Source organism: Mucilaginibacter arboris, from assembly GCF_009754915.1.
GTDB lineage: Bacteria > Bacteroidota > Bacteroidia > Sphingobacteriales > Sphingobacteriaceae > Mucilaginibacter_A > Mucilaginibacter_A arboris.
The window spans coordinates 68,026-76,765 of the sequence record NZ_WPIK01000017.1 but is presented as its reverse complement, the minus strand read 5'-3'; the positions used below and the strand labels follow the sequence as shown (position 1 = coordinate 76,765).

General features: G+C 38.6%; 5 protein-coding genes and 1 tRNA gene. 2 read left to right on the top strand and 4 right to left on the bottom strand.

From position 1 onward, the window contains the following. The 4 genes from GO621_RS16295 to era form a co-directional block, all read right to left on the bottom strand. On the bottom strand, positions 1–564 hold a 564-nt coding region (locus tag GO621_RS16295; protein WP_157568969.1), incomplete at its 3' end, for a hypothetical protein. A 34-nt stretch (positions 565–598) separates the two neighbouring features. Further along, positions 599–1,423, bottom strand: a complete 825-nt coding sequence (gene murQ, locus GO621_RS16290; RefSeq protein WP_157568967.1) for an N-acetylmuramic acid 6-phosphate etherase — start codon at positions 1,421–1,423, stop codon at positions 599–601. 195 nt (positions 1,424–1,618) lie between these two features. Continuing rightward, positions 1,619–2,920 (bottom strand): ribosome biogenesis GTPase Der, encoded by a 1,302-nt coding sequence (gene der / locus GO621_RS16285; protein ID WP_157568965.1) that lies wholly within the window; start codon positions 2,918–2,920, stop codon positions 1,619–1,621. A gap of 84 nt (positions 2,921–3,004) precedes the next feature. Further along, the gene (era, locus tag GO621_RS16280; protein ID WP_157568963.1) at positions 3,005–3,883 is read right to left on the bottom strand and encodes a GTPase Era; all 879 of its coding nucleotides are present in this window, start codon (positions 3,881–3,883) and stop codon (positions 3,005–3,007) included. A gap of 137 nt (positions 3,884–4,020) precedes the next feature. Here era and GO621_RS16275 point away from each other — a divergent pair. Both GO621_RS16275 and GO621_RS16270 read left to right on the top strand, forming a co-directional pair. Further along, positions 4,021–4,093: transfer RNA gene (locus GO621_RS16275), tRNA-Met, on the top strand. Between the two features lie 273 nt (positions 4,094–4,366). Next, positions 4,367–8,527, top strand: coding sequence for a two-component regulator propeller domain-containing protein (locus GO621_RS16270; protein WP_157568962.1), 4,161 nt, complete (start codon positions 4,367–4,369; stop codon positions 8,525–8,527). The last annotated feature ends 213 nt before the right edge of the window (positions 8,528–8,740 follow it).

Sequence of the window (8,740 nt, the reverse complement as noted above, 5' to 3'; positions counted from 1 at the left end):
GTTAAGCCGTTTTTGTAGCTGTTCTTCCACTCTTTGAAAAAGCTGGACAGGTTTTAAGGCGCGCCAGTTGATGTTTTCTAAACCGCCACCAAAGTTAATATAATAGTCGATATTGCTTTGTTTGAATTCGTCGAGCACATGTTCGCGGAAGTTGATGCCCGCAACCCAGCCGTCTTCCACTTCCTGGAACCATTCTTCATAATACGAATCATCCGAAGTATGAAAGTTAAGCACATTTTCGCCAATCAGGATAAAATGGTTGATGCCTTCGTCCATCATCAGTTCTAAAATTTCTCGTTTTAAAAGCATAATGTCGTTGTCAATGGCATCGTTCCATTCACCAATCAGTTCAATAATGGTAAAGCCTAGCTCATAATCAGCATAAAGCACTTTTAAGTAAAGAGTGTTTGATCCGAAAGAATCCCACTGCGGATGGATCAGGTAGTTGTAAACCTGTTTATCAAACTCAAATTCGTTGTATTCGGTTTCGTAGAAAGGCGAACGATCATCTTCTGAAGCGATATAATCGTCGCGCCATTTATAATAGGGCTCAATTTCGTGCATTGTTTATTTTCCCTTCAGCAGAATAAATTTATAACTAAAGTTTTTTGCCGGTAAAAGAAGCATGGGCAACTGCATTTCTAACGCTTCCGTATTGTTCTAATAATGCTGATGCTTTGGTTTCGTCGAGTCCGGTTTCTGCAACCACCATCCTGACTGCCCGGTCAACCAGTTTATGATTGGTTAACTGCATATCTACCATTTTATTACCTTTTACCCGGCCTAAACAAATCATCACAGAAGTAGTAAGCATGTTTAATGCCAGTTTTTGTGCCGTTCCGGCTTTCATGCGGGTTGATCCTGTTAAAAACTCTGGTCCGGTCACAATTTCTACCGGAAAGGCAGCTTCGGCCGCAACCTTACTGCCAGAATTGCAAACGATACAACCGGTTGTAATACCTGCCGCATTGGCTTTTTGCAACCCGCTGATAACGTAAGGCGTAGAACCGGATGCTGCAATGCCAACCAGTACATCTTTTGGGTTGATCTGGTATTGTTCGAGGTCTTTCCATGCCTGCTCTGTATCGTCCTCGGCAAACTCTACAGCTTTACGGATAGCACTATCGCCACCGGCAATAATACCAACAACCCAATCAAAGGGAACACCAAAAGTTGGCGGACATTCTGAAGCATCAACCACGCCCAGCCGACCGCTTGTTCCGGCACCAATGTAGAAAAGCCGGCCGCCGGCCTGCATTTTTTCTGCTGTTGCCGCTGCCAGTTTTTCTATTTGCGGAATGGCCTTTTCAACTGCATCAGGTACTGTTTTATCTTCTTTGTTGATGTTTTCCAGAATCTGGCGCAAAGGCATTTGTTCTAAATGATTATATGCCGAGTCTTTTTCGGTAGTTCTTTGTTCCATTCAAAATGCTTCTTTTATCATGCAAAAATCGGTAAAAATGCCTGAATATAAAGCTGCTTTTTGTGGATATAATAAACTGATCTTAATTTCAGCAAACAAATCAGAATTGAAAATAAGGCACATGCTTCTTTTACCAGTAAAAAATTGCTACTTTTTACGCTTATATTTTATGTTGATAAAAGAAGTACTTTGTAATTATTTCTGCCTGAAGAATATCTGAACGGGCACACCTTCAAAATCAAAGTTCTCGCGCAATTTGTTTTCTATAAAACGTTTATAAGGTTCCTTGATGTATTGAGGAAGGTTGCAGAAAAAAGCAAACATTGGCGCTGTTCCGGTAATTTGCGTAACGTATTTAATTTTTACAAATTTTCCTTTAAGTGAAGGCGGCGGGAAGCTTTCAATCAGCGGCAGCATCACATCATTCAGTTTGGAGGTCGGGATCTTTTTCTTCCGGTTTTCATAAACTTTTGTTGCTGCTTCTATCGCTTTAAAAATTCGCTGCTTCTCGGTAACGGATGTAAAAATGATCGGTAAATCGGTAAAAGGAGCGAGCTTTTGCTTGATCTGTTCTTCAAAAACCTTGGTTGTTTTATTGTTTTTTTCGATCAGGTCCCACTTGTTCACTAAAATAACAATGCCTTTTTTGTTCTTTTCCGCCAGGTGAAAAATGTTAACGTCCTGACTTTCCATGCCTTCAACCGCATCAATCATCAGCAAAACCACGTCAGCTTCTTCCAAAGCTTTAATGGTCCGCATCACCGAGTAAAACTCAATATTTTCGTGAACTTTAGTTTTTTTGCGGAGGCCTGCCGTATCGATCAGCATAAAATTATGGCCGAATTGATTGTAATGAATGTGGATGGAATCGCGCGTGGTACCTGCAATTGGCGTAACAATATTCCGGTCCTGGCCGATCAACGAATTGATTAAAGAAGATTTACCAACATTTGGCCGGCCAACAATAGCAAACTTTGGCAAACCGTTCTCTTCAACTTCCTCGTCATCAAATCCTTTGATCACTTCATCCAGTAATTCTCCTGTTCCGGAGCCAGTCATGGAAGAGATCGGGAAAATCTCACCTAAACCTAAGGCGTAAAAAATGCAGGTTTCATCATATCTGGCTGTGTTATCAACTTTGTTAACTACAACGTGCACGGGTTTTTTGCTCCGTCGCAATAGCGCTGCAATCTCGTCGTCAAGGTCTGTAATTCCTGTTGTTACATCCACCATAAATAAAATTACGGTTGCTTCTTCTATGGCAATAACAACCTGCTCACGGATGGCCGCTTCAAAAACATCTTCCGAATTGGCTACATAGCCGCCGGTATCAATCACGGTAAAGGTGCGGTTTACCCATTCAGCATGACCATAATGCCGGTCGCGTGTTACACCGCTAAAATCATCTACAATAGCTTTGCGACTTTCAGTTAAACGGTTATATAAAGTGGATTTGCCTACATTGGGGCGGCCAACTATGGCTACTATGTTACTCATGTTCTGTTGTGTGTTGTGGGTTGCCTGTTGCCTGTTTATACGAGCAGAACTGAGAACTCGCAACTGACAACCGGCAACCAATATTTAATCTTCGTACCCGAATTGTTTCAGGTAATTTTTTTTGCTGCGCCAGTCGGGAATTACTTTTACAAACATTTCCAGGAAAACTTTCCGCTGAAAAAATTCTTCCATGTCTTGCCGTGCATGCGTACCGATTTTTTTCAGCATAGCACCACCAGGCCCAATCAGAATGTTTTTTTGCGAATCGCGTTCTACAATAATTTCCGAGCTGATGCGGTATATTTTTTCATCTTCCTTAAACGCCGTAATAATTACTTCTGTGCTGTAAGGAATCTCTTTTTTATAGCTTTTAAATATTTTTTCGCGGATAATTTCCGAAGCAAAAAAACGGTCGTTGCGGTCTGTTAAAAAATCCTTTTCATAATACGGCGGATGCTCGGGCATGTACGCTAAAATTGTACCGATAAAAGAAGCAATGTCCTGCAGGTGCAAAGCAGAAATAGCATAAACCGCTTTTGGGTGCAGTTTTTCCTGCCAGTAAGCTATTTTTTGCATTACCGTTTCTTCGTCGCTTTTGTCGATTTTGTTGATGAGCACAATCAAGGGCGTTTGTGAGCCTTCCAGTTTTTCCAAAACGTCCTGTTCGTCGTGCTGTTCGTTAATGTCAGTCATCAGCAAAATCAGGTCGGCATCTACAATTGAACCTTCCACCTGGTGCATCATGCTTTCCTGCAAGGCATAATGCGGTTTAATGATGCCGGGCGTATCCGAAAAAACAATCTGATAATCCGGATCGTTTACGATACCCAAAATACGGTGGCGTGTAGTTTGCGCTTTGGAAGTGATGATGGACATTTTTTCGCCAACCAGCGCATTCATCAAGGTAGATTTCCCAGCGTTGGGTTTACCGATGATGCTTACAAAACCTGCCTGATGACCCATTGAAAAATAATTTAAAATAAAATTTGGACTGCAAAGAAACGAATTATATCTTTGCAGTCCAATTCAGGGGAACAATATTCGTTTTGAAACCCAAGAAAGGTTTCCGGAGTTTATGGCCGGGATAAAATTAAAAACAGTGCGGGATGGAGCAGTTGGTAGCTCGTCGGGCTCATAACCCGAAGGTCGTAGGTTCGAGTCCTGCTCCCGCTACCTCAGAATTAGGCAGTTACGAAAAACGTAGCTGCCTTTGTTTTTTCTGGTCATACAGTGTTTATACACGCCAACCATTGTAAGAAGTTAACTACCAAATCGTCGCTGGACTTGCAACAATAAACTGAACAAATTTTAACAGGCCCTTAGATAAAAGAAGAATTGAAAAAGTAGCTTGATCTTTAAGCATTACCACGTCAATTTATATTATTCATTCTTTTCATTGAATTCCAATACCTTTATAAAACCTTTTATAAGAAGTAAAGAATACCTATGAGAAGTAAGATGCTGGTAGCACTGCTCGCCTTTTTTGTTGTTTTAAAATCAGTGCAGGCCCAAAACACCCAATATCAGTTTTCGCAGCTGGATATCAATCAAGGTTTATCAAACAATCAGATTACCTGTATTTATAAAGATACCAAAGGCTTTATGTGGTTCGGAACGATGTCGGGCTTAAACCGGTACGACGGTTATAAATTCAAGGTTTTTAAACACGACAATAAATTAAATTCCTCTTTGGATGATGATTACATCAGCAACATTCAGGAAGGGCCAAATCAAAAACTATGGATTCAAACCCGCACTGGTTTTAATATTTATGATTTACAAACCGAGCGTTTTAGTCATGATACTAAAAAAGCGCTCGCCGCTTTTTCCATTCCTGATTCTTTAATTCTTAGCATAAAAAAAGACCACGCTGGCAACTTCTGGTTTGTTCATACCAGTTATGGCGTTTATCGTTATAATCCAAATACTCGCAACACCACTCATTATACACATCTTCCAAACGATAGCACTTCGCTTTATTCTAATGCTATCACAGATATAGCCGAAGATTCAGGAGGAAATTTTTGGATTGCCCATAATAACGGGATTTTAGAAAAGCTTGATGCTAAAACTAACAAAGTCACAAGCAGAATTTACACCTTAAATAAGCTTTATCCTCATGAACAGTTTACCACACTGATTTTTATTGATGCACAGAACGATATTTGGGTTTATATGAATGGCGGTACTTTAGGTGCATTTTACTTCAGTCCCAAAACCAAACAGTATAAACATATAGATAAAAACAGCATTGGCAGCAAGCTAAATTCAAACATTGTTTATAATATTATTCAAGACAATAAAGGCTTGATCTGGATTTCTACAGATCATGGCGGCATTAACCTGCTGGATAAAAAAACGTTTTCTACCAATTATATTACTAACCGGGCAGATAATCATAAAAGCATTGCCCAAAACAGCATTACAGCACTTTATAAAGATAATACCGGCATTATCTGGGCAGGGACTTATAAAAGAGGCATCAGTTATTACCACGAAAGTATCATCAAATTTCCGTTGTATCGGCATCTTTTGGCTGATCCTAATAGTTTTGGTTATGACGATGTAAATAAATTTGCTGAAGATGCTAAAGGAAATTTATGGATTGGTACCAATGGAGGCGGATTGATTTATTTCGACCGAAAGAAAAACACGTATCAGTTGTATAAGCATAATGCTGCCGATGCTAATAGTTTATGTAATGATGTAATTGTAAGTTTATGGATCGACCACGAACAAAAGTTATGGATAGGGACCTACTTTGGCGGACTGGATTGTTTTGATGGTAAAAAATTCAAACACTACAAACACAAAGATGCTGATCCAAACAGTATTTCCGACGATCGTGTATGGGAAATTATGGAAGATTCGCAAAACAGGCTATGGGTTGGAACATTGGCAGGAGGGTTAAACTTGTTCGACCGAAAAAAAAACGTTTTTTACCATTATAACCAAAATCAGCCTAATTCTATTCATTCTTCTTATATATCTGCATTGATAGAAGATCGCGAAGGAAATATATGGATCGGAACTTCTTATGGCATTGCTGTACTTGAAAAAAAAACCAGCCGTTTTATGAGTTATCTGCATGATGAAAAAAATACTAATAGTTTGGTTAACAATAATATTATTGCTGTTTTTAATGACAGCCGTGACCTCATCTGGATTACTACACGTGAAGGTTTAAGCATTTTCGACCCTCAAACAAAAACTTTCCGAAATTTCTTCAAAGAAGATGGATTGCCTGATAATGCCACATTAGAAGTTAGGGAAGATAACAGAGATCATATTTGGTTAAGCACAAAGAACGGGCTTAGTGATATTACAGTTTCAGGCAACAATAACAATTACAAACTTGCTTTTAAAAACTACGATGAAAGTGATGGTTTACAAGGAAGAGAGTTTAATGAAAATGCGGCTTTAAAAACACGAAAAGGTGAAATGATTTTTGGCGGAGGCACTGGATTTAATCTGTTTACACCAGAACAAATTAAATCAAACACTAACAAACCAGTAGTATTATTAACTGATTTTCAAATATTTAACCGCAGTTTAAAAGTTGGAGAACAGATTGGTAATAATACTATCCTTTCGAAATCAATTACAGATACCAAAGCTGTTACGCTTAAATATTATGATAACGTTTTTTCTATAGAATTTGCAGCACTTAATTTTTTTGATCCTAATAAAGTTAAGTTAATATACAGGATGGAAGGCTTTGATAAAAGCTGGCTGACAGCAGATAATAACATTCGCAAGGCAACTTATACCAACTTAGATCCTGGCAATTATACTTTTAGGGTAAAAGCTGCCAATGCAGACGGCGTTTGGAGCGATAAAGAAGCGAAGCTTAACATCACCATACTTCCGCCTTTTTGGAGAACACCCTTTGCTTTTTTTACCTATGCTTTTTTGGTGCTTGGCGGACTTTATTTGATGAGGCGCCGTGGAATACAAAAAATTAAAACAGAGTTTGCACTGGAACAGGAACGAAAGGAAGCGCGAAACGCTTTAGAACACGAACGGCGGGAAGCCAAACGTATGCACGAACTTGATTTGATGAAGATTAAATTTTTTACCAATGTTAGCCACGAGTTCAGAACGCCTTTGTCATTAATTATGGCTCCGGTTGATAAAATTTTATCAACTACACAAAATGTTAGCCAAAGGCAACAGCTGCAAATGGTTAACCGTAATGCACGCCGCTTGCTTAATTTGGTAAACCAGTTGCTGGACTTTAGAAAAATGGAAGTTCAGGAGTTGAAAATCCAAAACAGAAGAGGAAATATTGTTCATTTTATTCAAGAAGTGTCTCACTCATTCACAGATATTGCCGATAAAAAAAGCATTGGTTTTATCTTCGATACGACTATAGATCATCTGGAAACCGATTTTGATCATGATAAAATAGAACGGATACTATTTAACCTGCTCTCTAATGCTTTTAAATTTACACCGGAACACGGACATGTTAGCGTACTGCTCGATTTAAAAACTTCAGGCAATACTAATTTATTAGAAATCAAAATTCAGGACACCGGCATTGGTATTCCTAAAGAAAAACAGGATAAAATTTTTGAACGCTTTTTTCAAAATGAAACTCCCGGTTCTATCGTAAATCAGGGAAGCGGCATTGGTTTGTCTATCGTTAAAGAGTTTGTAAAACTGCAAAGCGGAGAAATTACGGTTGAAAGCGAAGATGGCCAGGGAAGTTGTTTTACTATTTTATTGCCGGTAAAAACAGTACAAGAAGTTGCTGTTACCGAAACAGATGCTGAGCAGCAGGATTTTATTACAGAAATAAGTGTTAAAGCTTTAAATGGAAATAAAAACTTTAACAAAAAACAAATGGTATTACTGGTAGAAGATAATGATGATTTTCGTTTTTATCTGAAAGATAATTTAAAGGAATCTTACCATATTATTGAGGCTGCAAACGGAAAAGAAGGCTGGCAGAAAGCGCTGGCACTACATCCGAATTTAATTGTAAGCGATATTAGTATGCCCGAGATGAACGGCATAGATTTATGCCATAAAATTAAGCAGGACCCACGCACCACACATATTCCTATCGTTTTGCTTACTGCTTTAACTGGCGAGGAGCAGCAGTTAAAAGGGTTGGAAACCGGTGCCAGTGATTACCTCACCAAGCCGTTTAACTTTGAGATTTTACTGTCGAAAATTAAGAATTTGTTGGTTCAGCAGGAATCGATGCGTAAAACTTACCAAAAACAAGTTGAGGTAAAACCAGGAGAAGTTGCTGTTGAATCTCTGGATGAAAAACTAATGCAGCAGGTTTTAAAAGTGATTGAAAAAAATATGGGCAATCCTGATTTTTCTGTAGAAGAATTAAGTACCGAAGTTTACATGAGCCGAGTAACCTTGTACAAGAAATTACTTGCAATAACGGGTAAAACCCCGGTTGAATTTATCAGGACAATTCGTTTAAAAAGGGCAGCACAATTGCTGGAAACCGGACAACTTACTATTTCACAGGTTTCTTATAAAGTTGGTTTTAAAAGCCAGAAATACTTTACTAAATGTTTCAAAGCCGAATTTAACGTGTTGCCTTCTGAGTACAGCCAGGAAAAGCAAGTTCAAACCTGAAGTGTTTAATGTGTAATGTTCCTCTTGTTTACATAAGGTTCTGCTAATACTTATTGGATTAAACTTTCTGTAACACAGAAAAATAAACCTCTGTTAACATTTGTGCCCCTATTTGTAAACAATTACATTCGGTGCCTGCCTTACTTTTAAGGCCTAAACCAATTTAAACTTAAAAAGCAGCAGCAACTAATTCATGTTGTTGTTTAAAGCTCA